General features: G+C 36.3%; 24 protein-coding genes. 19 read left to right on the top strand and 5 right to left on the bottom strand.

Translation table 11 applies throughout. The features are described from left to right. Positions 1-92 precede the first annotated feature (92 nt). The gene (gene gloB, locus C9E89_RS17140; protein WP_107009552.1) at positions 93-824 is read right to left on the bottom strand and encodes a hydroxyacylglutathione hydrolase; all 732 of its coding nucleotides are present in this window, start codon (positions 822-824) and stop codon (positions 93-95) included. A gap of 220 nt (positions 825-1044) precedes the next feature. On the opposite strand from gloB, the gene C9E89_RS17135 reads away from it, so the two are divergent. From C9E89_RS17135 to C9E89_RS17100, 8 genes are all read left to right on the top strand, one after another. Then, entirely contained in the window at positions 1045-3576 is a 2532-nt protein-coding gene (locus tag C9E89_RS17135; protein WP_107009551.1) for a TonB-dependent receptor plug domain-containing protein, read from the top strand. 115 nt (positions 3577-3691) lie between these two features. After that, positions 3692-4015 (top strand): DUF4951 domain-containing protein, encoded by a 324-nt coding sequence (locus C9E89_RS17130; protein ID WP_378228125.1) that lies wholly within the window; start codon positions 3692-3694, stop codon positions 4013-4015. Between the two features lie 184 nt (positions 4016-4199). Beyond that, a complete protein-coding gene (locus C9E89_RS17125) occupies positions 4200-5957 on the top strand; it encodes a GspE/PulE family protein (RefSeq protein ID WP_107009549.1) in 1758 nt (585 codons plus the stop codon). A gap of 233 nt (positions 5958-6190) precedes the next feature. Beyond that, positions 6191-7168: a PIG-L family deacetylase gene (locus C9E89_RS17120; protein ID WP_107009548.1), complete on the top strand. Its 978-nt coding sequence runs from the start codon at positions 6191-6193 to the stop codon at positions 7166-7168. Between the two features lie 137 nt (positions 7169-7305). Beyond that, a complete protein-coding gene (locus tag C9E89_RS17115) occupies positions 7306-7695 on the top strand; it encodes a NirD/YgiW/YdeI family stress tolerance protein (RefSeq protein ID WP_107009553.1) in 390 nt (129 codons plus the stop codon). Positions 7696-7846: 151 nt separating this feature from the next. After that, complete coding sequence (locus C9E89_RS17110; protein ID WP_107009547.1) at positions 7847-8506, top strand: response regulator transcription factor; 660 nt, start codon at positions 7847-7849, stop codon at positions 8504-8506. A 13-nt stretch (positions 8507-8519) separates the two neighbouring features. Next, positions 8520-9869, top strand: coding sequence for a sensor histidine kinase (locus C9E89_RS17105; protein WP_107009546.1), 1350 nt, complete (start codon positions 8520-8522; stop codon positions 9867-9869). 11 nt (positions 9870-9880) lie between these two features. Further along, positions 9881-10282: a hypothetical protein gene (locus C9E89_RS17100; RefSeq protein WP_107009545.1), complete on the top strand. Its 402-nt coding sequence runs from the start codon at positions 9881-9883 to the stop codon at positions 10280-10282. Between the two features lie 69 nt (positions 10283-10351). Here the strand turns inward: C9E89_RS17100 and hemP are convergent, their stop codons facing one another. After that, a complete protein-coding gene (hemP, locus tag C9E89_RS17095; RefSeq protein ID WP_107009544.1) occupies positions 10352-10519 on the bottom strand; it encodes a hemin uptake protein HemP in 168 nt (55 codons plus the stop codon). Positions 10520-10656: 137 nt separating this feature from the next. Between hemP and C9E89_RS17090 the strand changes: the two genes are divergently transcribed. After that, complete coding sequence (locus C9E89_RS17090; RefSeq protein WP_107009543.1) at positions 10657-11559, top strand: NUDIX domain-containing protein; 903 nt, start codon at positions 10657-10659, stop codon at positions 11557-11559. Positions 11560-11586: 27 nt separating this feature from the next. On the opposite strand, the gene C9E89_RS17085 is transcribed toward C9E89_RS17090, so the two are convergent. Together C9E89_RS17085 and mrcB are read right to left on the bottom strand one after the other, a co-directional pair. Next, positions 11587-12144: a tetratricopeptide repeat protein gene (locus tag C9E89_RS17085; protein ID WP_107009542.1), complete on the bottom strand. Its 558-nt coding sequence runs from the start codon at positions 12142-12144 to the stop codon at positions 11587-11589. A gap of 12 nt (positions 12145-12156) precedes the next feature. Beyond that, positions 12157-14556 carry a penicillin-binding protein 1B gene (gene mrcB / locus C9E89_RS17080; protein ID WP_107009541.1) on the bottom strand — a complete coding sequence of 800 codons (2400 nt, stop codon included), beginning with the start codon at positions 14554-14556 and terminating at the stop codon, positions 12157-12159. Between the two features lie 554 nt (positions 14557-15110). Between mrcB and C9E89_RS17075 the strand changes: the two genes are divergently transcribed. The 8 genes from C9E89_RS17075 to tauD all read left to right on the top strand — a co-directional run bounded on the left by C9E89_RS17075 (position 15111) and on the right by tauD (position 22754). Continuing rightward, positions 15111-16025, top strand: coding sequence for an NAD(+) kinase (locus tag C9E89_RS17075; protein WP_107009540.1), 915 nt, complete (start codon positions 15111-15113; stop codon positions 16023-16025). Positions 16026-16027: 2 nt separating this feature from the next. Further along, a complete protein-coding gene (locus C9E89_RS17070; protein WP_107009539.1) occupies positions 16028-16294 on the top strand; it encodes a YeaC family protein in 267 nt (88 codons plus the stop codon). 262 nt (positions 16295-16556) lie between these two features. Beyond that, entirely contained in the window at positions 16557-17573 is a 1017-nt protein-coding gene (locus tag C9E89_RS17065) for an aspartate carbamoyltransferase catalytic subunit (RefSeq protein ID WP_107009538.1), read from the top strand. Positions 17574-17589: 16 nt separating this feature from the next. Continuing rightward, positions 17590-18825 (top strand): dihydroorotase, encoded by a 1236-nt coding sequence (locus C9E89_RS17060; protein WP_107009537.1) that lies wholly within the window; start codon positions 17590-17592, stop codon positions 18823-18825. A gap of 300 nt (positions 18826-19125) precedes the next feature. Continuing rightward, positions 19126-20154, top strand: a complete 1029-nt coding sequence (gene tauA, locus C9E89_RS17055) for a taurine ABC transporter substrate-binding protein (RefSeq protein ID WP_107009536.1) — start codon at positions 19126-19128, stop codon at positions 20152-20154. Between the two features lie 12 nt (positions 20155-20166). After that, positions 20167-20955, top strand: a complete 789-nt coding sequence (locus C9E89_RS17050) for a taurine ABC transporter ATP-binding protein (RefSeq protein WP_107009535.1) — start codon at positions 20167-20169, stop codon at positions 20953-20955. Beyond that, positions 20952-21836: a taurine ABC transporter permease TauC gene (tauC, locus tag C9E89_RS17045; RefSeq protein ID WP_107009534.1), complete on the top strand. Its 885-nt coding sequence runs from the start codon at positions 20952-20954 to the stop codon at positions 21834-21836. The genes C9E89_RS17050 and tauC overlap by 4 nt, the downstream gene beginning before the upstream one ends. Positions 21837-21899: 63 nt before the next feature. Then, positions 21900-22754: a taurine dioxygenase gene (tauD, locus tag C9E89_RS17040; RefSeq protein WP_107009533.1), complete on the top strand. Its 855-nt coding sequence runs from the start codon at positions 21900-21902 to the stop codon at positions 22752-22754. 93 nt (positions 22755-22847) lie between these two features. On the opposite strand, the gene cysS is transcribed toward tauD, so the two are convergent. Continuing rightward, on the bottom strand, positions 22848-24269 hold the full coding sequence (gene cysS, locus C9E89_RS17035; RefSeq protein WP_107009532.1) for a cysteine--tRNA ligase: 1422 nt from the start codon (positions 24267-24269) through the stop codon (positions 22848-22850). A 185-nt stretch (positions 24270-24454) separates the two neighbouring features. Here cysS and C9E89_RS17030 point away from each other — a divergent pair, with 185 nt between their 5' ends. Continuing rightward, positions 24455-25318 (top strand): Hint domain-containing protein, encoded by an 864-nt coding sequence (locus C9E89_RS17030; RefSeq protein WP_107009531.1) that lies wholly within the window; start codon positions 24455-24457, stop codon positions 25316-25318. Positions 25319-25520: 202 nt separating this feature from the next. Beyond that, complete coding sequence (locus C9E89_RS17025) at positions 25521-26498, top strand: KpsF/GutQ family sugar-phosphate isomerase (protein ID WP_107009530.1); 978 nt, start codon at positions 25521-25523, stop codon at positions 26496-26498. Position 26499: the final 1 nt, after the last annotated feature.

Below are 26499 nucleotides of genomic sequence, written 5' to 3'. Positions count from 1 at the left end.
TCAATCTGTAAGAAAATATGACATAAATAGGTTTTATCAATTATTTTCTAAAAATACCATGCATTTGTTTAAATCATGCATGGTAAATCATTTTAAAAGTTGTCTTTCATCGCACGAATACGAGCAAATTCTTCTACACTTTCCACTCTTAAAAATGGATTAGTCTCAAGTTCGAGTTCAATAGTACTAGGTAAAGTAATTTTTCCTTCAGCACGTAGTTGCTGAACGTGTTCAGCGCGTTGTTGCAAAGCAATATTGTCGGGTTCTACATGTAAGGCAAATTTTGCATTAGATAATGTATATTCATGTGTGCAGTATACGTGTGTACGTGGTGGTAAAGCTGCGAGTCGATTAAGTGAGTGGTAAAATTGTTCAGCAGTTCCTTCGAACATGCGTCCACATCCCATAGCAAATAGTGTATCACCACAAAAAACGCTATCAATTTCATCAATAAAATAAACAATATGCCCAAGTGTATGACCAGGAACAGCAATGATCTCGACTTTTAAATCATGAAAAGTAATTTGATCATCATGTTGTAAAGGATGAGTGACAAAAGGAAGATGACTTAGTTCTTCGCGAGGTCCATAGACAGGAATATTTTTTTCAGTTATTAGAGCGGGGACACCACCCACATGGTCTTTATGCCAATGTGTCAGCCAAATTTGACTTAAAGTGAGTTGATGTGTCTGACAGTATTCTTCAACTAAATGTGCTTCTGTAGGGTCAATAACAACCACATTTTTACTTGAGGTATGTTCAATGAGCCAAATGTAATTTTGTAATTGATTTTTTACATCTATCACATGAATTTTGAAAGACATTTTTCACTTCCTTGCTGTATTCATCACATTTTATTGTAGAGAAAATACAGCGTGAATGATAGTTACTCTATGCAAGATGATAAAAAGCATTAATTTAAGTTAAAGCATTTTTAAATTGTTTTAAGTGTTAGTTTTTTGAACAAATAAAGATAAATTTTGTTGTAATAATATTGTAAATGTAAATAATACTGATTCTTATTTATATTTGTAAATTGTTGCTATGTTATTTTCTTATTCACGTATTTATTGTGCTGTTGCTATGGCGCTATGTGCTTCAGGTACACAGGCAGAAATGCTGTCTAATGAAAAAGTGCAATCTCATGAAAACGTAGAAATTAGGACATTAAACCCTGTTATTTTACAGGCGAAGTCCAATATACAAGTCGGACAAAGTAAGTATACGAAAGAAGATTTAGAAAATATTCCAAATACGCAAAAAAATATCACTGACTTTTTAAAAGTGAATCCAAATGTGCAGTTTAACAATAATGCGCTTGCTGCAGGAAAACTTGGCGATTTGGCAGCATCGGATGTCAGTATTCATGGTGCATTATTTTATGACAATAAATTTTTACTCAATAATGTGAATATCGGTAATGCTTTGAATCCAGCAGATGATAAAGATGGAACAGGGATAGAATCTATTGATGGTGGTTCATTAACAGCAACTGTTAATACAGATTTGTTATGTGGTATTGAGGTATTAGATAGTAGTGTAAGTGCTGAATATGGCGAGTTTACGGGTGGCGTTATTCAGGCAAAAACCTGTATACCCAATACAGCAGTCGGTAAAGTGCATGGCTCGCTTGCTTATGATTATAGTAGTAGTGATTGGACAAAGTACCATTTTGTTGATGCTGAAGAATTTGATGCTTTTGCCGATAATGATAACGCAAAATATCAAAAAAACTTTGTTAAACAAGGTTTAAGTAGTACGGTCTATGGCAAGCCGACAGAACGCTTAGGTTTGAGTTTGTCTGCATCACGACGTTGGTCGGAAATTGGCTTGGTTTCTAGTTATGCTGCTCAAGAGCCTGCTAATCAAACACGTCAAATTGATAATTTTTCAGGAAATTTATCTTATGATTTTGATGATAAAAATCAATTAAAGCTTGGTTTGTATTATCAAGAAGAAAGTAATAATAAGCATAATCCAAGTTTAGCCAATAGCTCATTTCAGTCGCAAAGTGAAAATCTGGCATTAGATTTTGAATTAAAGCATGACTTAGAGTATGCCGTATTAACACAAAATCTTGTTTTACAAAGCCAAAACCGCGCACGTGACTCGGCGAGTACATCCATGCTGGCATGGAATACATCACCTGATAAAAACTGGTCGACTCAACTTTCAAGCACTGAAGGGGGGTATGGTGATTTGGAAATGAGTCAAGACAACTGGGAATATAATTTAAAATCAAATTTTAAGGATTTTGAACTTGGTGGATTTATACATCATTTTAAAGCAGGTGTGGGTTATGGGCATTATCAGGCAGATTGGAAGCGTTTAGAGGATGCCTATATGTATTATTTACCTTCAAAGTCAAATGGTGGTTTAGGTACAAATACATGTACTTTAGCAGATGGAAGTCTCGATCCTTATTGTGATTTAAGTTATAGCAATGGTACGGTGTCGGGGCAATATTTGGCACGTCGTCGTCATTATGCTGAAGGGGAAATAGAGGTACAGCAAGATCGTTGGTTTAGTTATCTTGAAGATGAAATGCAGTTAGATCAATGGTTGAAGTTACGACTTGGACTAAGACAAGATTATGATAGTTTATCTAAGAAAAATAATGTCGCGCCACGAAGTTTGCTACAAATTTTACCATTTTCGAATGAGCGTTTGAATTTGAGTGTGGGCTGGAATCGTTATTATTCTAATAATGCTTTTAGCTATGCATTACAAGATGGGAAAAATGCCTTAACGAGTGAAGAACGTCGCAATAGTTTAGAAGATGCTTGGAAAGTCAGCAATGCAAATGCAGCCAGTAGCAATATTCAACGTACACAATTAGATGTCGCTTATAGTGATGAATCTCTTTTTGCGATCAGCTCGGTACTTGGAAATTGGCGTTCACAATTGAAATTTGTAAATCGTGATTATAAAGACCAAATACGAAAAGATAAAATTGCTGATACAGCCAGTGATTATCAATACACCAATAATGGACAAAGCTCAGCGAAAACCTATACATTACAGATTGATAACATTATACCAATCAATGCTTTGCAGGCTAAAAACAGCTTTAGTTTAGCCGTAGATTATAGTCAAATTAAACGTAATTTTAATGACTATGATGATTCTATGTACAATGAACAGCACTATGTTGAATATGATGGAAAAATAATTTCACAACTGGATATGCCTGCTGATAATTTTGCCCGACCTTTAACCGTTCGTGCGGTGTGGAATATGAAGTTTGATCATACGCCTTTAACACTCACTCATTTTTTACGTTATCGATCTGCTTATGATATGATGGAAAAAAGTACCATAGCTAAAAATGATCGCTATGAATACAACGGAGAAATTATACAAAGTCGATATAACCCTGAACGCTTATCTGCTGCGTTTACATGGGACACTCGCGCAACTTATGCAATGAAAATTGGTCGAGATTATGCACTTAATTTAGGTTTGACTGTGAACAACGTCTTCAACCGTCATAATAAATACTATGAACAATCAGCAAGTCGCATTTTGTCAGAAACAGGTCGTCAATTTGTGGCAGATGTGCAGTTTAAATTTTAACTAAGTTAGGTAAGTTGAATCAAAAATGAAAGTATTTATCGTATCTGTGATGACAATATGTGTATTAACAGCATGTACGTCTACAGAACTCAAGCAACACAATCAAACTCAAAAAATGCTCAATGCAGAATGTCGAGTAAATCCCGATATTCAGCGTAATGCTATTCCTCAGACGCCTAATAACATCAGTTTACCTGCATTTGGGCAAGGAATCATTGGCTGGGAAACGGGTGAGGAAGGGGCTAAGCAGCGTTTAAATACAATTCAACAGCAAGATGTGCAAAAAATTCAAGCTCAAGGTGTGACACTCGACATGGTACAAGAGTGGCAAGCTTTTTATGAAAATGAAGTACAGCGAAATTCTTGTAATCCTACTGCACCTTATCGTGCTGCGCTCATGAAAAAAATCGCGATGTTATGGTCTACGACAAGCCAATAGTAAGTTAAAGTTATGTATTTAAGTACTTTTAAATGGTTAAATTTGACGATTTAAAAGTATTTTAAAAGCAAAGATTTATGCTAAATAATTCTTAAAATTTAGGCATTTAAAATAAAATAAAACTGAATGATCTTCATAATAAAACATAATTTGTTATAGTGGCTATACGATTGGGGAAACAATAATGCAATTTAATTTTGAAATTGACACGACATGGTGTTTAGAACAATTATTAAAAGATCAACGAATTACCGAACGCGACAAAGTTTTAGTACAAACCACGCATCGGCAACGAGATCAACTAAAATGGCATCCATTACAATGGATTGCGAGTTTTAATTTATCTGACCAAACTGCACCACAAAAAAGACTGACATTAAGTGTTTTATGTCAGTGGTTGTCTGAAAAAACACAACTACCTTTATATGTGATTGATCCTTTAAAAGCAGATGTGGCAAGTTTAACCAATGTGATGTCACAAGAATTTGCTTTACGTAATCGAATATTGGCTGTTGAGATACAAGACGATCAAGTTTTGATTGGTGTTGATCAGCCATTTATCCAAGATTGGGTACAAAATTTAGAAAGTAGTTTAAAGCCTAAAAAAATTCAGCGTGTACTTTTAAATCCTGAACAACTGCAACGTTATTTGGTGGAATATTACCAAGTCAGTCGTGCTGTTATTTCCTCGCAAAAAGCAGGTGCACATCATAAGGAAAATAAAGGTGTTGAAGCCTTATTGCAATTAGGTGATACCCAAAACCCTGATGCAAATGATCAGCATATTGTGAAACTTGTTGATTGGGTTTTACAATTTGCTTTTGAGCAACGCGCAAGCGATATTCATTTAGAACCACGTAAGGACAATGGGAAAATTCGCTTTCGTATTGATGGGGTTTTACATACCATTTACAACATGCCAGCAAACACTTTAACCGCTGTCATTTCTCGTATCAAAATTTTAGGGCGTATGAATGTTGCAGAAAAACGTAAACCACAAGATGGACGTTTAAAAACACGAACACCAAAAGGACAAGAAACAGAACTCCGTTTAGCAACGTTGCCAACAGCCTTTGGTGAAAAGTTGGTGATGCGTATTTTTGATCCTGAAGTTTTGGTGCGTAGCTTTAAACAATTGGGATTTGATGGAAAATTATTACAAGATTGGCAAGCCATTACCCAACATAGTCATGGCATTATTTTGGTGACAGGACCTACAGGTTCAGGAAAAACAACGACTTTATATTCATCACTTAAGCAATTAGCAACAGAACAAGTCAATGTTTGTACCATTGAAGATCCAATTGAAATGTTAGAGCCAAGTTTCAATCAGATGCAAGTTAATCATGGCATTGAGTTAGGTTTTGCCGACGGGATTCGAGCTTTAATGCGCCAAGACCCTGATATTATTATGGTTGGGGAAATTCGAGACTCAGATACAGCCAATATGGCAATTCAAGCTGCATTGACAGGGCATTTGGTGCTTTCAACTTTACATACGAATGATGCGCCTTCGAGTTTAACGCGTTTACATGATTTAGGCGTACAACCATTTTTGACAGCAGCAACAATTTTAGGTGTATTGGCACAGCGTTTGGTTCGTCAGCTTTGCCCACACTGTAAACAAGAAACGTTTATTAATGATCAAGAATGGAAACATTTAACTTTTGGTTATCAAATACAAATGCCTGATTTTGTATTTAAAGCTGTTGGCTGTGAAGAATGTCGTCAAACAGGCTATCAAGGTCGAGTTGGAATTTATGAGTTTATGCCAATTAGCCTAAGCTCAAAGCAAAAAATTTCGGCGCATGCAACTTTGGACGAATTACGTGCTCAAGCAAAACAAGAAGGAATAGACCCACTTCGTATTGCTGGTGCGCATAAAGTCATAGAGGGCGTGACCACTTTAGAAGAAGTATTAAGAGTCGTACCGTTAAATTAAATCTGTTTAAAAATAATTGACCATTTTTTAAATTTATTGAAAATTAAATCGTCATTTGAGAAGAAGCAAAGGTTTAGTGATAAATTTTTGCTTCAATAACAAAAACTTATTTTATCAAAAAAATCATTTCTAAGCTTTTTCAAACTTTTGTTCAATCCTTGTTATGGGAAATAGCTAGAACTACGACACATTTTCAGTATAATTGTGTTTATAAAATAAACTTTTATTTGCAGATGATGAAAAGAATTTTTAAATTAATTGTTGTTAGTAGTTTTATTGCTTTATCTGCATGTGGTGGTGGTTCTTCAGATAACCCTGCACCTCAGATCAAACCTCAAGTGTCTCCACAAAAAAATCAGAGTGTACAATTTTTTATTGCAGCCCATCCTGATGATATTCAATTGTTTATGGCAAAAAATGCTCAATTTTATATTCAGCATAAAAATAAAAATGTATTTATTTTGACTACGGCGGGGGATGGTGGACATGAAATCAATCTTTCTCGCTATTCACCTTTTAGTAAAACATTTTGGGCAACACGACTTCTTGCCTATGAAAAATCTATTCATTATTGGAATAATAATCAAAATAATATTCAAGAAAAAACTTTAGAATTTAATCAACATCTTTTGCCACGTCGACAGTTTGGTGAAAATATTGTGATGTATAATTTTTTATTGCCTGATGGCAATATGCAAGGAAATGGTTTTCCTACTACAAATTTTCAAAGTTTAGAAAAATTGTATCATGGCAATATTAAGATGATTTCTAGTATTGATCAGAAAAATAAATATACCAAACAAGATTTTATAGAAACTTTAGCGCAAATTATTAAATATGAAGCAGGTGAAAAGGAGATTAGTTTTAATATTGCTGAAGATAATCTTTATATTAACCAAAAAGACCATTCTGATCATATTATGACCTCATTGCTTGTACAAGACGTGAGTCAAAAACTCAATAATTGTATGTTAACCAATAAATATACAGAGTATGTAAATAGAGCAAAGCCGATTAATATGTCATCAAGCGAATATGATCAACACCAAAAAATGTGGAATGTGCTTAATTCCGTTTTAGTTGAATATAAATATGTAAATCCATATGCACGTGATCCACATTTAGTATGGTTAGGTAAGCAATATATCAGCTCAAATACAGTCGTAAACTGTAAAAATGTGCAAGAAAAATTAGCACAAAGTTTACCTTAAAACTTATTTTAAAATTCACCCAATTGATTTTGTAAAAACCATGAAATAATCATCAAAAATTAGGAATTCCTAAGATTCACCTCATCTTACTTTGTTTTAATGACTTTATCGAAAATGAACAGAGTGAGATGTTTAACATGAAACTTATGACAAAAGCAGTATTATTTTCCACTTTAGTTACTGTGACTTCTATTACTGTTGCAAATAATACCATCGTCAATCAAGCAGCGACTCAAACGCAAGTGGTTAATCAAACAGCTTTATATACCGCGACAACAGTCAAGCAAGCATTGACATTAAAACATGATGCTAAGGTTCAGCTTCAAGGATATGTTGTAAAAGCGATTGGTGATGAAAAATATCAGTTCCGAGATAAAACGGGAGCAATTACCGTTGATATTGATGATGATCTTTGGAAAGGTAAAGCTGTTTCTGCAAGTACTTTGGTGACTTTGAGTGGTGAGGTTGATGTGGATTATAAACCTACAAAACGTGTGGAAATTGAGGTTGATGCTGTTAAATTCTAAATCAGATCAGTGAGATGATGACACATGATTTTCATGTCTGATTAGACATCATGATAAAACCACATCAATAAGGATGTGGTTTTTTATGAAAATATGATGTAAAAATTCGTGTTAAATTCATTGGGTTGAAAATAAAACTAGGTAAAAGTTCATGCGAATTTTATTGGCTGAAGATGATGCATCACAGGCTGAAAGTATTCAAACATGGTTAGAAATGGATGGTTATACCGTTGATTGGGTAGAGCGTGGTGATCATGCCATTTTGGCAGTAAAACAACATCAATATGATTGTGTTTTACTGGATCGAGGGTTACCTCAAGCAAGTGGTGATCAAATTATTCATGTTATTCAACAACTAAAACAATCTCCTCCCGTTATTTTTATTACAGCAAGAGATACTATACAAGATCGTGTCGAAGGGCTAGATTTGGGTGCAAATGATTATCTAGTTAAACCCTTTAGTTTAGAAGAGTTATCTGCACGTGTAAGAACTCAATTAAGACAAAAACATAGCACAGGACAAGACCAGTTAAAATATGCTGATTTAGTTTTAGATTTACAAGGAAAAAGGGTATTACAGCATGACGAAAATGTGAATTTGACAGCAAAAGAGTTTCAAATTTTATATAAATTGATGCAAAAACCTGAACATATTGTGACACGTGAGCAGTTAGAAGAGTCCATGTATGCATGGGGTGATGAAATTGAGAGTAATGCGATAGAAGTCTATATTTACCAACTAAGAAAAAAAATAGGAAGTTCACGTATTAAAACCATACGAGGTTTGGGATATCGAATGAATGATGAATAATGGCTTGAATTAAATGAAAAAATCCTCAAAAAAAGTGGTGTCATTACAAAATAAACTGATCAAAACTGCAATGATGAGTTCGATTTTGGCTGGTCTAATTGCACTGATCGCTTTGTTAGGTTTTTCCATTTATCAGGCAATGTCTGTACAAGACGAAATTATGGATGAAATCTCAGACATGTTATTGATTTCGGATATTCGTCATCAGGCAGGGCAACAACTTGATGAACTGAGTGATGAATTTGATATTGAATATCGCTTGGCATTACAACAGCAAACTTTAACTCAGTCTGCAACATTTAAAACGGAATATTCAACCATAAAACCTTTTTGGTTAAGCCATTCAAGTTATGGTTTTACTTGGCTCAATGGTGAAATTTGGCGTATTTATCAAGCTGAAAAAACGGAAGATCATCTGCATGTTTTAGTGATGCAACCTTTGCAAGCTCGTTTTAAAGATACTGGAAATAGTTTATTGCTCTATGGTGGAATTTTACTGGTTTTATGGTTAATACAAGGCTTAATTTTATATATTCTTCTTCAAAAACAATTTCGATTATTTAAGTCTTTATCACAAGAAATTTCAGTAAAAAATATCAATGACTTAACACCTGTGCATGCAGAAATTCAACAATTTAAAGAATTACAGCCTTTGCTTGAGCAGCTCAATTTTTTATTGGCACGTTTGGATCATTCATTACTTGCAGAACAGCGTTTTACCGCAGATGCATCACATGAATTGAGGTCGCCCTTGTCAGCAATTCAAATGCGTTTACAGGTGCTTAAACGAAAGTATCATGATCTTGCTGAGCTACAGCCTGATTTGGCAAGTATTCAGCAAGATGTTTATCGAGGGACACAAGTTTTAGAAAACTTATTATTATTGGCACGGCTTGATCCAACACAAGCGACTCAATTACCAAGTAAAAAGATAAATGTCAGAACGATTGTTGATACTGTTATTGCATCATTCACTGAAAGTTTGCAGCAGAAAAATGTGCAACTTCACGTGCAATATCATGATATTGAGTTGAATGTAAATGAAGAACTCTTTTTTATTTGTTTTAGAAATCTTCTTGATAATGCCATTCGTTACACACCTTTTGGTGGGACAATTGAGTTGGAGATGCAAGAAAATCAAAATAATGTGGAATGGCGAATTGAAAATCAGGGCAGTGGATTGACACAAGATTTGGTTGAGCGTTTAGGTGAGCGCTTTTATCGTATTTTAGGGAATAAAACACAAGGCTCTGGTTTAGGTTTATCTATTTGTAAGAAAATTATGGCATTACATCAAGGGCAAATCCTCTTGTCTATTTCAAAATTAGGTGGTTTAAAAGTCCAACTGATTTTTATGAAGTGAGTAGAAAGGAGATGACTTTAGAGGAAATATTGGCGACGAGTGCAGAAAGTGAATTATTGTCATGTCGTGTGATTGATCATGTGATTATTTTATCTATTTATCATGATGAGCTAGAGCGAGTTATTGAGTTTAAATTACCTTATATTTCATTTTATTCAACATTTTCAGAACATTCGACCCCTGCGGTTTGTTTTATGAAAATAGAAAAGATCAGTGCTGTCTTAAATATTGAACATGGTGTTTATGTGGCTGCTCATTCATTTCCAGATTTTATGTATGAGATTAAACAAGGCTTGCATATTGCTTATGGTTTAAGAAGCAGTCAGTTTCAGTATATGTTACGTTTTATGGGTGTTTTTAAACTTAATATTCCTTTAAGAGGTTTAGAGGATTGTCATTATTCTTTGAGTTAAAAAAGCAGTATGCGCTGATTCATACTGCTTGCTCCCACAATTCTTGTTTTAATTCATTATTTTTTTTGATTATTTAGTTAAAATAAGACGATTATTACGTGTTAAGCGTAGGCGATATTCTTCACCTGCATGCATAATGCGAATTTCACGTCCTAATGCAAATAGGTTGTTTGAGTGCAGCATTGGTAAAGCATGAGTTGATTCGTTGCGTGTGAATAGGCTAAAAGGTGCGTTCATTGTTATTACTCCGTGTGGGGCGTCATTTAGTGTTTTAAATGATAATCATTATCGAATAAGACTGTCAACGATAATTTTTAGCATTTTCAAAAAAAATCAATTTACTTACATTTTGTAAAACATGTGACGGGATAAATATGTCTAAACCAGTTGTAAATGTCGCGATTGCATTATTGTTTCATCAAGCTAAGGTTTTAGTCGGGTGGCGTACTGCAAAGCAGCATCAAGGAAATAAGTATGAATTTCCTGGAGGAAAGGTTGAGCAAAGTGAAACAGCAGAACAGGCATGTCGTAGAGAAGTGTTTGAAGAGGTTGGCGTTGACTTAGAGCAATGGCATAGCTTTGATATTATTCAGCATGAATATGATGATATTGTGGTGAATTTACACCTGTTTTATGCAAGTGTGACTACAGCTCAGTTGCAAGATATACAGCAACCTTGGGCATGGTATCGTCGAGATCAATTAAGAAATTTAAATTTTCCTAAAGCAAACCAAGCGATTATTGAGCGTTTGTATTGGTCACCTTATATTAAGATTAGTGAAAATTTGCATGAAATACAGCACATTGCACCAGAAACTTTACTGTATTGGCGTATTGATGAATTACAAACGAGTCAACTACAGCAATTAGCACAGTTAACTTCTGCACAATTGGCAAAGTTAATAATTAATATTGAGATTTGGGAAGGGCTTCCGAGTGAAATTAAAAAACAAATATTCACATTACATTTCAAGCAATATCAGGTGATGCAGTTAAACACTCAAAAATTACCTCATGGCGTGCGTTGTCTTGCAGCCTGTCATGATTTAGCTGCTTTGCAAAAAGCGCAGCAAGTGGGTTGCGAAGCGGTTTTTCTGAGTCCTGTTTTAGCAACAGAAAGTCATCCTGACACAGCAACACTAGGTTGGACACAATTTTCTGATTGGGCAGCACACTCTACAATTCCTGTATTTGCTTTAGGTGGGCTTAAACCCAATGATCTGACATTTGCACAGCAGCATCATGCTTATGGTGTTGCTGGTATACGCGCGTTTTAGGATGGTGTGATGGATGCAAAGGGCGTATTAAAGCCCTTTGAGTTGTGCTTGAGCTTCAGCAATGGTTTTGCTGTCTCTTTGTTGTTGTGCGGCTTGTAAAATGGTATTCCACAACTGTTTTCGCATGGCATTGCTTTGTGCAAAACTTAGCCCACGACGTGCTAAAGCGTCAGCATTACGTGCTTGCTTTTTATGATTTGCAATCATTGCTAACCATAAATAAGTTTCCGCAGATTGTGGTGCTAAGCGTTGCGCTTGTAAGGCATACTTTTCAGCCTCATCCCATTTTGTTTGTCGAAATGCGGTTTGGGTTTTTTGTATGAGTTGGTTAAATGCAGGAATGTTACGTCCATCATCAAATTTTTGTACGTTGGCTTTTTGCTCAGGTACTATGACTTGCATCGGTTCACGTTTGATTTCAGGGCGTTCATAAGGAATAATTTTTACACCATCAGGTGTTTCGACATGCGGTTTTTGTGTTACTGGTGGCTCAGGCTTTTTGCCTGAACCTGACTGTATTGGGGTAGATTGGCAAGCAGCTAGCCCCAAAACAAGTGCTAAAATACCTAGAAATTTTATTTGCATAAAAAAGTACTCTTAATTTTGATAACTACCACTCGAAATAACACGTCCTTGATTGTTTAAATCTTGTTCCATGCTATTTTCACTTTCACGAATATAATTTTCCATATTATCGCTGTTATTGTCATTTGATGAGTTGCTTTGTGTGTCAGGAATATAAGTTGGTTCAACTTCATAATGTGGCATCCCACAAGCTGTTGCTTGACGTGGCACCGAATTGCGTAACAGAGGAATGTATAAGCTATTGTCACAACCTTGAGCAGATAATAAACCTCGCTCACCATCAATCCACTGCCATTGTACATTGTCAGTTTGACGTAAATTGACAGGTTTTTGGCGTAATTGTTTCATGACACTCGTCCAAACAGGTAGTGCACCTGATGAGCCTGTTAAGCCTGTGATTTTGTTATCGTCCAAACCTAACCAAACGACAGCAAGATGGTTGCCTGAATAACCTGCAAACCATGAGTCACGTGTGTCATTGGTTGTGCCTGATTTTCCTGCAAGTTTTAGTTCAGGAGAAAGACTTGCATAAGCAGATTTTCCTGTACCTGAAGCCATGACTTGTTGTAAGCCATAATTTAAAATATAAGCAGCGGATGGGTCGATGGTTGGCTGTACATTTAAACTAAAACGTTCTAAAACACGACCATTTGCATCGACTACTGTACGAATGGCTTTGACAGGATATTTGAAGCCACCTGTTGCAAAGTTACCATAGATATTCATCACTTCCATCGGTGACATATCAACAGCACCTAAGAAAATAGAAGGATAATTAGGGATCGAAGATTCAACGCCAAATTTACTCAGTTGGTTTTTAAAAGTAGATAAACCAAACTCTTGCCCCAAACGAACCGCAGATAAATTATAAGAATTTGCTAATGCTTGTACCATAGGCACATAACCATGACCACCACCACTATAGTTTTTAGGCATCCATGATTTATTACCTTCAATTGGAATGCTAATCGGGCTGTCTTCAATTTGGCTTGCCCAAGTATAACGTCCAGATTCCAATGCACTTAAATAAATAATCGGTTTGAGTAATGAACCCACCTGACGTTTTGCATCAATAGTACGGTTAAAGCCAGTAAAGTCTTGTGTTGAACCCACTGCTGCAATTAATTCGCCATTTTCAGGTTGTGTGACTAAGACAGCCCCCTGTAAATCTTTTAAACGAGATGGATTTGCTCGTGCTAAGCGTCCAACTGTTTCACGGAAACTATTTTGTACTTTGGTTTGTGAGATCGGATCAAGTGTTGTGAAAATACGTAAGCCTTGATTGGTTAAATCAGATTCTTGATATTCCTTTTTCAATTGTCGACGTACAATATCTAGAAAATCAGGGAACTTTGCTGGACCTGTGGTTGGTTTTTTAACGACATTTAATGGGCGAGCTGTTTCACGTTCATATTCTTCTTGTGTTAAATAGCCCATCACGAGCATATTATTTAAAACAATATCACGACGTTTTTTAGCGCCTTCAGGATTTTTCCAAGGGTTATATAGCGTTGGTCCTTGTACTAAACCGACTAAATATGCTTGTTGAGCAATATTAAGCTCACGTAATGGCAAACCAAAATAAAACTGAGATGCTAGACCATAACCATTGATTGAATAGTTACCATTTTGCCCTAAATTTACTTCGTTTAAATAAGCTTCTAAAATTTCATCTTTATCATAATGTAGTTCTAAAAGTAGTGACATGAAAGCTTCATTCACTTTACGTTTAAGCGTTTTTTCAGGTGAAAGATAAAAATTCTTAATGAGCTGTTGAGTGAGGGTAGAACCACCTTGACGTTTACCACCAGTGACATTACTGACAACTGCACGTGCTGTGCCACGGAATGAAATCCCATGATGATGATAAAAGTTACGATCTTCAGTTGCAACTAAGGCTTCAATTAAGGTTTTAGGGACTTTATCGAGCTTAATCAGTACACGATCTTCATTATGCTGAGGGAAAATTCCGCCAATCAACATGGGTTCTAAACGTGCAATCCCTGTGCTTGATGGTTTAGTCGCTTTAATATCGGCAACGATATTATCTGTAAATGAAACTTGTAAAACTTGCTCAGGATCAACACTATCACCGAAGTCAAAACCACGTGTATGTACATAATAATGATTATCTTGTACAACATAACTTCCTGATTTTGCATAACTATCTTTTTTACTATAGCCTAATAATTTTAGTTCTTGTTCAAAATCACTGGCTGCAACAGGCGCATTTGCATATAATTCTAAAGGACGTGCAAAAACCTTAGCTGGAATATCCCAGCGGTTACCTTCAAACTTATCTCGAATAATGGTGTCTAATCGAACCAAGTAAATACTAAAAGCTAAAAAAGCAGCAATAATGAGCACACAGAAAATCAGTGCGATTAAGCCTAGTCCACGTTCTGACTTCATAAAAATATGCAAAAAACCTGAGAAATTTGGCTAATCATGCGAAGCTTTTGAGGAATTTGCAATAATTAAACTGTGAAATTAAGCAATTTATCGGTCAAAGTAGACGAAAAAAAATAAATGAGTGAAATAAATCAATTTTATAAGATTAAAAGTAAATTTAAATTGAGAGTTTTAATCTTGTGTATTTATATGAATTTTCAAAATTTTTAAGTTAAATAAAGCCAAATAATTGATCCCAATTTTTTATGTACGATGATTGTATGTGCTGATTTAGGATTGTTTTTTTATATATTTTTTCTCAGCTTTGATGTTTAAGTTTGTTGTAGTCAGGTTTAAAAATGAAGATATTTCAATATGATATTTATAAGCTATAAATTAAGTGATGTATTGCAATAGTTGCAATAAAAGTTTAAGCAATGCTGTTTAATATGTATAATTCATTGTGTAGTTTAAAATTACAATACAACTTTGTATGTGCTTGAAGGCAAAATAAATTGCGTTATTTTAAAGCAGAGTTTTGCAGCATATTTTGAATTGTTGTTAAAAGGAAATTGATGAATCCGACGCTTATTTCACCCAAAACATTTAGAAATATTGGTCTCATAGGACGACCTGATAAATCTTCTGTGGTTGATACTCTTTGCTTGATCCACGATCATTTACTGGGTTTAGGTTTGCATCCAGTTTTTGATTCAGAAACAGCTGAGTTGGTTCCTTATACAAACACACAAACAGTCAGTCGCCATTTACTGGGTGAAGTGGTGGATTTGGTGATTGTTGTTGGCGGTGATGGTTCTTTATTACATGCAGCACGTTCATTGGTGAAATACAATACGCCAGTTTTGGGTGTAAATAGAGGACGCTTAGGTTTTTTGACCGATATTAAACCTACAGAAGTCATTTTTAAATTAGATCAAGTCTTAAAAGGTGAGCTGCAAATTGATCGTCGTTTCTTGTTGGAAATGGAAGTTCGCAGCCAAAATCAAATCATTTATGAAGCAATTGCATTGAATGATATTGTCTTACATTCAGGCAAATCTGTACATATGATCGACTTTGAGCTTAAAATTGATGGTCAATATGTGTATCGTCAGCATAGTGATGGTTTGATTGTATCTACACCAACAGGTTCAACGGCATACGCATTATCGGGTGGAGGACCTATTTTACATCCGAGTATGGATGCAATCGCTTTGGTTCCAATGCACCCACATACTTTATCTTCACGCCCAATTGTGGTCGGTGGGCAAAGTGAAATTAAAATTGAAATTCGTGAAAATCGAGTATTGCCGATGGTCAGTGCTGATGGTCAACACAGTGTTTCATTAAATGTAGGGGATAGCGTACATATTCGTAAGCATCCTTTTAAATTAACTTTAATACATCCACCAGGTTACGACTTTTATATGGCATGTCGTACGAAACTTGGTTGGAATCAAGATTTTGATTCGTTTCAACAGCAGGATTAATCATGAATATTGAACAAATGCTTTCTGTATTAGATGCAGATGTAGTGGCGCGTTTAAGAACAGCCGTTGAAATTGGCAAATGGGCAAATGGCGTGGCATTGACACAGGAGCAGCGCCAAATTTGTATGCAAGCAGTTATTGCATGGGAGCATCAAAATTTAGCTGAAACTGAGCGTTCAGGTTATATTGATAAAGGTCATAAAGATGAAGGTGACGAATGTGATTCGCATGTTCCTGAACCTGAATTTAAACCGATTCGTTTTGTATAAGCTGTATGAAGGCAAGTGATTTACTTGCCTTTTTTGATTTTAGACTGTTGTTTCAAGTATTTTATTTTTCTCGCCTTATACTCAGTTAGTGTGGGTCATTCACATCACTTTAGCGACATCAAATAATAAATTTATAAATACAGAGGCTGCATCAATATTTTTAATTGAAGATAAATTTTTCAGTTTAATAGGATAAAACTTCAACTGCTAAAGTCTAGGCATTTCTGTATAATGCGTTAACTTAACCTCTAAGGAATCTCTCATGCACTTGGCGGCATTGCATACACCGAGCCAGATTCAACTTAATAAAGATGGAAATTTAAAACATTTCATCACCATCGAAGGGCTTTCTAAAGAAACCCTCACTAAAATTCTTGATACAGCCCATTCTTTTATCAATGATCAAAATCAACTCGTGACGAACAACCTACTTGAAGGTCGTACCGTGATGAACTTGTTCTTTGAAAATTCAACTCGAACGCGTACTACATTTGAAGCTGCTGCAAAGCGTTTATCTGCCAATGTTTTAAATATTGACATCGCACGTTCAAGTACATCTAAAGGTGAAACACTGCGTGATACCTTGTGGAACCTTGAAGCGATGGCGGCTGATGTTTTTGTGGTGCGTCATTCTTCTTCAGGTGCTGCCCATTTTATTGCAGAAACTGTATGTCCGCATGTTGCAATCATTAATGCAGGTGATGGTCGCCATGCTCATCCAACACAAGCGATGTTGGATATGTTGACGATTCGCCGTGAAACCAAGAAAAAGTTTGAAGATATTTCCATTGCGATTATTGGTGATATTAAACATTCACGTGTTGCACGTTCAGATATCGCAGCTTTGCAAACTTTGGGTTGTCAAGATATTCGTGTGGTTGCACCAAATACTTTGTTGCCGCATGGTTTTGAACATTATGGTGAAGGTGTTCGTTTATTTAATAAAATGGACGAAGCAATTCAAGATTGTGATGTAATTATTACTTTACGTATTCAAAATGAGCGTATTGATTCTCCTGCACTTTCTTCGCAAGCTGAATTTTACAAAATGTATGGTTTAAACCAAGAGCGTTTGGCTTTGGCAAAACCTGATTGTATCGTCATGCATCCTGGTCCAATGAACCGTGGTGTGGAAATTGATTCAAGTATTGCAGATGGTGACCAATCTGTGATTTTGCATCAAGTGACCAATGGTATTGCGGTACGTATGGCAGTACTTGCCTTGTCTATGCAAGGTCAGTTACAAGAAAAAGGTTTGTTAGAAGCGATTGCGGTTTAAGGCAGGTATTAAAGTCATGAGTATTGTAAAAATTGAAAATGTACGTGTCCTTGATCCCATTCAGCAAACTGATACAGTAAAAACAGTATTTGTTGCTCAAGGTAAACTTGTTGAAGCAACAGATCATGTTGATGAAACCATTGATGGTCAAGGTAAATGGTTAATGCCAACGATGGTGGATTTGTGTGCACGTTTACGTGAGCCAGGTCAGCAGCAGCATGGAACGCTCAAGTCTGAAGGTCGTGCTGCACGTGAAAATGGTATTTTGCATGTATTTACACCACCTGACTCTCAACCAATTGTGCAAGATAATGGTGCTCTAGTCCAAGGGCTAGTAGAAAAAGCCAAACTCGATGGTGGTATTTATTTACAAGTCATTGGTGCGCAAACTCAAGGTTTAAATGGCAAACAACCTGCAAATATGGCAGGGCTTAAAAAGGGTGGTTGTACTTCAGTGTCCAATGCCTATGCGACTTTTGAAGACGATGATGTGGTCATTCGTACTTTGGAATATGCTGCTGGCTTAGGAATGACGGTTGTGTTCTATCCAGAAGAACATCAAATTGCCAAAGATGGCTGTGTGCATGAAGGTTTCACTGCATCACGTCAGGGCTTACCAATGATTCCAGCTTTGGCTGAGACGATTGCCATTGCAAAATATTTACTCATGATTGAAGCGACTGGGGTAAAAGCACACTTTGGTTTATTGTCATGTGGTGCTTCTATTGAACTAATCAAAGCAGCAAAAGCGAAAGGCTTGCCAATTACGGCTGATGTTGCAATGCATCAACTGCATTTAACCGATCAATTGATTGATGGTTTTAATGCTTTGGCGCATGTTCGTCCACCGCTACGTGCTGAACAAGATAAAGAGTTATTACGCCAAGGCTTAAAAGATGGTGTGATTGATGCGATTTGTACACATCATGAGCCACTCAGTGCTTCTGCAAAACTTGCACCATTTGCAGAAACTTTGCCGGGTATTACAGCATTTGATACTTATGTTTCTTTTGGTGTTCAGTTGGTAAAAGAAGGTTTATTTGAACCTTTACAATGGGTTGAAAAAGTAACTTTAGCACCTGCACAAGTTGCCAATATGACAGAGCGTTGGGCAAAAGAGTCTGGTTGGGTATTGGTTGATCCAAATTTAGAATGGACTGTAGATAAAAATAACGTTCTTTCTCATGGTAAAAACACACCTTTAATCGGTCAGAAAGTGACAGGTAAAGTGCTTAAAACATTTGCAATTTAACTAAGATTTTAATGAATTAAAGAGTCTGTTCACAGGCTCTTTTTTCTTTTCAATATGCTCTTCATATTGTGTACATGTTGTGTTGTTTTTAGGATGATCTTTATCTGAAATTCGATTGATTCAAAACAATCCACTTTTCAATATAAAAATAATACTCATATTTTTGGTTTTATAAAAAATAGTAAAAGTATAAATCTGATTTTCTTCATTTAAATTTGATATAAGCAAAGCACATTTTCTTATTTTGATTTATAAGTGCACTGATTTAATCTGCAATTTAAATCAAGATGAAAGACGAACATGAGTACGCGAAATCGCAAAACTTTCTTAATCACGATCATTGTTATAGCAGCTTTAGCTACTTTTCTTGTTTATCAAAATCGCTCTGTACAGCCACAAAAAGCCAATTTACAGACGAATCAAGCAGATGTCGTGATCGCTTATCAAACAGGTGTTGACCCAAGTAAGGTCGCACAGGTAAATGGTGACTACGAAAAAGACAGCCAGCACAATATCAATTGGAAAAAGTTTGACTCAGGTTCAGATGTTGTCAATGCATTAGCCTCTGGTGATGTTGTTATTGGAAATATTGGTTCTAGCCCTTTTGCCGCAGCAGCAAGCCGTAACTTACCAATCGAAGCATTTTTGATTACTGCGAAGTTGGGCGGTTCAGAAGCGTTGGTGGTGCGTAATGCCGCTAAAATTAATCAAGCATCAGATTTGATTGGCAAAACCATTGCTGTTCCTTTTGTATCTACAACACATTACAGCTTACTTTCAGCTTTGAAACATTGGAATATTACAGAAAATCAACTCAAGATAGTGAATTTGCGACCACCAGAAATTACCGCAGCTTGGGAACGTGGTGATATTGATGCGGCTTATGTTTGGGAACCTGCATTAAGTAAAGCCAAAGCAACAGGACATGTTTTAGTTGACTCTAAACAAGTCGGTGAATGGGGCGCGCCTACATATGACTTGTGGGTCGTTCGTAAAGATTTTGCTGAGAAAAATCCTGAGTTTTTAAAATCTTTTGTTCAAACAACCTTAAAGCAAATCGACGCTTACAATGCTGACCCTAAAGCCTTTGTTGAAAATCAAAATAATATTGAAAAAATTGCGCAATTAACAGGTTCAGACCAGAAAGACATTCCTTTATTACTTGCAGGAAATGACTATTTAAATGCGCAACAACAAACTCTAGTTTTATCTGGAGAGTTTGCAAAGAATATTTTTGATACAGCAACTTTTTTAAAGACACAAGGCAAGGTTGATCAAGTGAAAGCGGACTATAAAGAAAATGTCAATGCTCACTTTATTCAACCTTAATGGGAGAGGAAAATGGGACAGTTGATTTTAAGTGATATAGGACTGACATTTCCGCAACAGTCACATGCTGTGTTGGAAAATATTCAGTTAGAGATTGCTGAAGGCAGTTTGACTGTTATTTTGGGCGAATCAGGCTGTGGTAAAACAACATTGCTCAATATTTTGGCGGGCTTTCAACAACCGTCAACTGGGCAAGTCATTTTAAATGGCAAAGTTGTTACACAACCTGATGCAGAACGTGCGGTCGTATTTCAAGAACATGCTTTATTGCCATGGTTAAATGTCGCTGAAAATGTCGGCTTTGCACTTAAGTTAAAAGGTTTAAAACCACAGCAGATTACTGAACAAGTTGAACATATTTTACAAACAGTTGGTTTGGCACATGTTGCTCATGCCAATATCTGGCAGTTGTCAGGTGGGATGAAGCAGCGCGTTGGTATTGCACGTGCTTTAGTCAGCCATGCACCGTATATTTTGTTAGATGAACCTTTTGCTGCATTGGATGCGTTTACACGTGAAAATATGCAGCAATTGGTTTTAGATCTTTGGAAAGATCAGCAAAAAAGTTTTTTCTTAATTACGCATGATATTGAAGAAGCACTTTTATTGAGTCAAAAATTGGTACTCATGACAGCACGACCTGGTCGTATTCAAGAAACACTCACTTTAAATTTTGCCGAACGTTATCGTCAAGGTGAGGATATTCGTTTTATCAAATCAGATCCTGATTTTATTGCTTTACGTGAACAACTCTTCAATCGTTTAAAACAGCAAAATCAAGCGTTGGAGCAAGTGATATGAATACGCAAAGCAAATCAGAAAATTTAAATGTTCTTGCAGAACATCAAGATTTAAGCCAGAACGCAAAAACAACTGAGTCAACTTATCGTGGTGGATTTAAAAATATTTTTTTACAGCATAAAAATATTTTTATTAGCACCTTGAGTGTATTGAGTCTTTTATTGTTGTGGTATGTGATCACAGCACTACAACTCGTTCCAGCACTATTTTTACCGAGTCCTTATGCAGTTTGGCAAAAATTTTTGACGGTTTCTCAACAAGGATTTATGCAAGCAACACTTTGGCAACATTTAGCAGCAAGTATTACTCGAGTATTGTTGGCACTCATTGCAGCAATTGTGGTAGGTGTGCCGCTGGGTTTATGGATGGGCATGAATAAATGGGTACGTGCTGTATTAGACCCATTGGTTGAACTATTAAGACCCATTCCACCCTTGGCTTATTTGCCGCTATTGGTGATTTGGTTTGGTATTGGAGAGGGAACAAAAGTTCTTTTGATTTTTTTCTCGATTCTTGCTCCAGTCATTATTAGCAGCGCGCATGGCGTACTTAGCCATCAAATCAACCGTGAACGAGCAGCTCAGTCACTTGGTGCAACAAATTTGCAAGTTTTAAAATATGTCATTTTACCAACAGCTTTACCACATATCTTGACAGGTATTCGTATTGGGCTAGGTGTAGGTTGGTCAACTTTAGTGGCATCTGAGCTTGTTGCAGCTGACCGTGGTATTGGTTTTATGGTGCAATCCGCAGCGCAGTTCCTGATTACAGATACAGTGGTACTTGGCATTATCGTGATTGCTGTAGTGGCTGTGAGCTTTGAACTCTTTTTACGTTGGTTGCAAAAAGAAATTTCACCTTGGTATGGGCAACAGATTTAGTTGGTAATGATCAGCTAATAAATTGAAAGTATAGATTTTATTTAATTAATGATTTAAAAGAGAATGACCGTGAGCTTTGAAATTCAATCCATTCAACCGAATATTGGCGCAATTATTTCAGGTGTGGATTTAAACCAGTTATCTGAGGAACAAGTAGGCTTGATCCATCAAGCATTGCTCAAACATCAGGTAATCTTTTTTAGAAATCAAAAGCTTGAACCTCAGGCTCAAGCAGAGTTAGCACGTAGTTTTGGCGATTTACATATTCATCCCATTTATCCGACAGTTGAAGGCGTCAAAGAAATTATTGTGTTGGATAGTCATCGTCAAGATTTGCGCGATAATGAACTTTGGCATACAGATGTGACTTTTAGCCAAACACCACCGTTAGGCTGTGTATTGCAAGCGATTAAAATTCCTGAAGTGGGTGGAGATACATTGTGGGCAAGTGGTGTATCTGCATTTCGTTTATTAGATGAAAAATTAAAAGAAAAACTCAGAAATTTGACCGCAGAACATGATATTCGCAAGTCTTTTCCATTAGAACGTTTTGCTTCAACACCAGAAGAAAAAGAAAAACTAGAAGCAACATTTCGCAAAAATCCACCTGTGACACATCCTGTTATTCGTACACATCCTGAAACTGGTGAAGAATCGCTATTTGTGAGTGAAGGATTTACGACAAAAATTCATGAGCTAGATGAAGCGGAAAGCCATGAGTTATTGGAATTTTTATTTAAATATACCACTCAAGCAGATTTTCATGTGAGATGGCAGTGGAAAGAGGGTGATGTCGCAATTTGGGATAATCGCTGTACACAACATAAAGCATTATTTGATTATGGCGATGCGCATCGTATTATGCGTCGTGCAACGGTTTTAGGTGATGTGCCTTATTATCAACAAGCAGCATCTTAAACGTTATTTTTCACATAAAAAAACCTGATCAAATGATCAGGTTTTTCTTAAGGCAGATTCAAAAGCCAAGTAAATTATAATAGACTGATAAAATTAATCTGCACGACGCCAAATTGTACCTTGACGAGTATCTTCAAGTACCACACCTTGATCTAACAATGACTGACGAATGCCATCTGCTTTAGCAAAGTCTTTGGCTTTTTTTGCATCGACACGTTGTTGAATAAAATCAGCAATTTGCTCTTCAGATAATGCCAATGCTTCCTGACCAATGTCTGATTTTAAGAAGTCATCCACATCATGTTGTCCTAGACCTAAAATATTGGTCAAGTGACGTAAAGTCGAGTAGTAAATCGCAGATTGCTCAGCGTTTTCTTCTTTTACGGCACGGTTTAATTCTTTAATCACTTCAAATAACACTGCAAGTGCTTCTGAAGTATTAAAGTCATCACGCATGGCTGTATTAAAGCGTTCAACTAAGGTTGTTTCCAAAGTTTCAACAACGGTATTGCCATACACTTGCTCATAGGCTTTAAAAGCATGATAAAAACGCGTTAATGCATTTTTGGCTTCTTTAAGTGCAAAGTCAGAGAAGTTAACAGGGCTACGATAGTGCGAAGACACAATAAAGTAGCGAATCACTTCAGGGTGGAATTTTTCCATTACATCACGAATGGTAAAGAAATTGCCCAAAGACTTCGACATTTTCTCGCCATCGACATTGATGAACCCCACATGCATCCAATAGTTTACATATTGTTCGCCTGTTGAAGCTTCAGATTGTGCGATTTCATTTTCATGATGAGGGAAAGTTAAGTCTGAACCACCACCGTGAATATCGAAATGATTGCCTAAACAGCAAGTCGACATTGCCGAACATTCAATATGCCAACCCGGACGACCATTGCCCCAAGGTGAAGCCCAAGACGGTTCATTTTCTTTGGCATGTTTCCAAAGGACAAAGTCAAACGGATGTTTTTTCTCGACTTCAACATCGACCCGTTCAGAAGCGCCTGCTTGCATATCTTCAAGTTTACGACCTGAAAGATGACCGTATTTGGCAAATTTTTCAACTTCAAAATAGACATCGCCATTATTTGAAGGATATGCCGTGCCATTGTCCACCAAAGCACCAATCATGTTTTGCATTTGGTCGATGTAGTCTGTTGCACGAGGTGCTTCATCAGGCTCAGCACAGCCCAAGCGTGCTGCATCATCATTCATTGCGGTAATAAAACGATCGGTCAAAGCCGTAATACTTTCGCCATTTTCATTGGCACGGGCAATGATTTTGTCGTCAATGTCGGTAATGTTACGTACATATTTAACTTGCCAACCTTGACTACGCAAAAAACGAATAATGTAGTCAAATGCAACCATCACACGTGCATGCCCAATATGACAGTAATCATAAACCGTCATACCACAGACATACATGTCGATTTGTCCTTCTTTACGGGGTACAAATTCAACTTTTTTACGTTGCTCAGAATTGTAAAGAACAAAAGGTTGCATAGGTCTTCTAAATGCTTCATTAAAATGGTGCTTCATCTTAACCTATGCGTTTTTTTTCATAAAGTTAAAATGAAAATAAAGATAGGGTTTTGATTGCATTTTTTGTTGAATGATTTTAAATAATGCTTGTTTTGCAAAATAACAAATTTCTATAAAAGAATGCTTTAAATGCTTGGGGAAATAAAATGAATAAAAATAGTGGTTTTGCTAAAGGTACATTGGTGCATACAGATAAAGGTTTAGTGCCAATTCAGGATATAAAAGTTGGGGATAGGGTTTTATCCTTGTCCGAAAATGGCGAAGGAGAGACAGCTTATAAGCGTGTAGTGAATACTTTTAAATCTGCTGAGAAAAAAGAGTTAATGGGAGGTTTGTTTGGTATTTTCTGTACGGATGACCATTTATTTTGGGAAATTGGCAGAGGTTGGGTTTCATTGAAAGATATGTATTTGGATGGAAAAGGTATTTTTTCTTTTTATAATTTAAATAGAAATGAATCACCACTGGATAATAATATTAGGGGAGCATTACAGGTTTTTGAAGTAGATGAAGGTACACATGATGTATTTAACTTAGGTGGTTTTTATCTGGCACGTTCGGGTACAGAAGGTGTTGCAGTAGCTTATTTCAGTAATAATAAATATGACTATCGAGCAAAAGATGGTGGATATTTACTTATCGATTTTAGAAAATATCCTGCTCAGTATATTTTAACAGATGATAATGACAGTCTTTTGGGCTATTGGAAAAATCAATGTTACTTTAGCTTTGATCTGGATCAACTAGAGCAAGAAAAGGATCAGTACGTTGTCCTAAGGAAAGGACGAGATGATATCGAAATTGCAGAGTATTCTAGAATATTACAAGATTTTGATTTAGATTTACATGATCGTAATTATGTATTATGTGGAAATCCAATTAATGTTGAACTATTGCAGGACATAGCAAAACGATTTGAAGGTGCTTTTTCAGATTATGTTTATAATATTGAAGTTGAAGATTATCACACGTATTTTGTAGGAAAATATGGTTATTGGGTACACCAATAACCTAAATAGAATGAATTTTAAAAATAGTTAAATCTGTCACTCTACATAAATTATGTACATTCATTGCTAAGAAAATGAAATTTATACATTTAGAAAATACCTTCGCTGCATAGCTATGATAAAATTGCCAAAATTATTTTTTGCTTGCAGCGAGTGATCCTCTCTGCAAAGATCAGGTAAATCGACTTTGAATCCTACAAACATGCCGAATCAGATTGATTTTCAAAAAGTTGCACTCGAAACCCTAAGCATCGAAGAGCATGCTTTAGAAGTCCTAGCATCTCAAATTGATGAACGCTTTAGCCAAGCCTGTGAAATTATTTTACAGTGTAAAGGACGTTTAGTGATCACGGGAATGGGTAAGTCAGGTCATATTGGACGTAAAATGGCAGCGACTTTTGCGTCGACAGGAACACCATCCTTCTTTATGCATCCTGGTGAAGCAGGGCATGGCGACTTGGGTATGTTGGTCAAAGGGGATGTGCTGATCGCGATTTCTTACTCAGGAAAAAGCGATGAAATCATGATGTTGATGCCATTGATCAAACATGTGGGTGTGCCTTTAATTACCATTAGCGGTCATGACAAAGGTCCTATGCCACAAAATGCAGATGTTGCTTTGACTTTGGGTGATATTCAAGAGGCATGTCCACTAGGGCTTGCACCGACTTCAAGTACCACAGCAACTTTAGTTTTAGGTGATGCACTTGCAGTTGCGCTATTAGAAGCTCGTGGTTTTACTTCGGACGATTTTGCACGTTCACATCCAGCAGGGGCGTTGGGGAAACGTCTGTTATTGCATGTCAAACATTTAATGCATACAGGCGAAGAACTACCAAAAGTATCACCTGATACACCAATGAATAAAGTATTGTATGAAATTTCCAATAAACGTTTAGGTTTAACCACCATCGTCGATGAAAATGATACTTTGCTCGGGATTTTTACCGATGGTGATTTACGTCGTTTAATTGATAAACAACAAGGTTTTGATGTGAACTTGGCGGTGTCTGAAGTGATGATTCAACATCCATCTACCATTTCGCAAGAAGCACGTGCAGTTGAAGCTTTAGAAAAGATGAACGAAAAGAAAATTAACCAATTTATTGTGGTTGATGATGCCAATAAAGTCATTGGTGTAATCAGTATGCATGACCTAATCCAAGCAGGAGTAAACTAAA

Source organism: Acinetobacter sichuanensis, assembly GCF_003024515.2.
GTDB lineage: Bacteria > Pseudomonadota > Gammaproteobacteria > Pseudomonadales > Moraxellaceae > Acinetobacter > Acinetobacter sichuanensis.
Note: the sequence above shows the minus strand (reverse complement) of the source record. Positions and strands in the feature narration are given on the sequence as shown.